The sequence below is a fragment of the Brevundimonas sp. genome (assembly GCF_046293315.1).
In the GTDB taxonomy this organism is placed as follows: Bacteria; Pseudomonadota; Alphaproteobacteria; order Caulobacterales; family Caulobacteraceae; genus Brevundimonas.
In genome coordinates this window covers 1-620 of record NZ_JBKBPF010000079.1, presented here as the reverse complement: position 1 = coordinate 620, position 620 = coordinate 1, and the positions used below count along the sequence as shown (strand labels likewise).

The window sequence follows — 620 nt, the reverse complement described above, 5'->3', positions numbered from 1 at the left end:
GCTGCGCCCGCCTCTGCATCCGTGTGTGTGGCGACAGCTCCGGTGTCGGCCTCGCCGCTGGCGTCAGCCTCGCCGTCCGCGCCCGTGCCAGCTGCTGCGGTGGCATCCGCATCGGTCGTGCCCTCCGCGGCCTCGCCCGCCGCCTGCACCGTCTCCGCCGCCGCCACTGCATCGGACACGAGGACGGGCAAGTGTGCGCTGACCTCCGTCACCACCTCCTCCGCCGCAGCCAACTCCACGTTGCTCACATCCGGCGGCGCCGTCGCGGCGGCAGAGGAGGCAGGGGCTGCAGCGGCGCAACCACTTCCGCGCTGCCCGCTTGCAGCGACGCGCCAGAGCCCGGAGCCAGGTGGCGCTGCGAGGGCGTGAGCATGGCGGCGAAGGCGGGGCTGTCGATGCCCGCGGTGGAGATGGCCGGCGCGCGTGAGGTGCTGCCTTCGTCCTCCTCTTCCTCCTCCAGCACAACAGACAGGTCGGCGGACTGCAGGGGCGCCCGCTCCACCGCCACCTCCGCCGCAATGCCCTTGCGCATGGCGCGCAGGAACTCGTCGTAGTCGATGCGCCCGTCGCCCTTTACGTCTGCCTCCGTCACCATGCGCGAGATCTGCGCGGGAGCGGGG

The 620-nt window shown here is 72.9% G+C and carries 2 protein-coding genes; both read right to left on the bottom strand.

The window, feature by feature from the left end:
* Positions 1-191 (bottom strand): hypothetical protein (locus ACK4SE_RS14110; protein WP_409693989.1); only part of this gene is annotated, 191 nt, incomplete at its 3' end.
* Between the two features lie 53 nt (positions 192-244).
* Positions 245-620: EF-hand domain-containing protein (locus ACK4SE_RS14105; RefSeq protein ID WP_409693988.1), on the bottom strand; the 376-nt coding region annotated here is incomplete at its 5' end.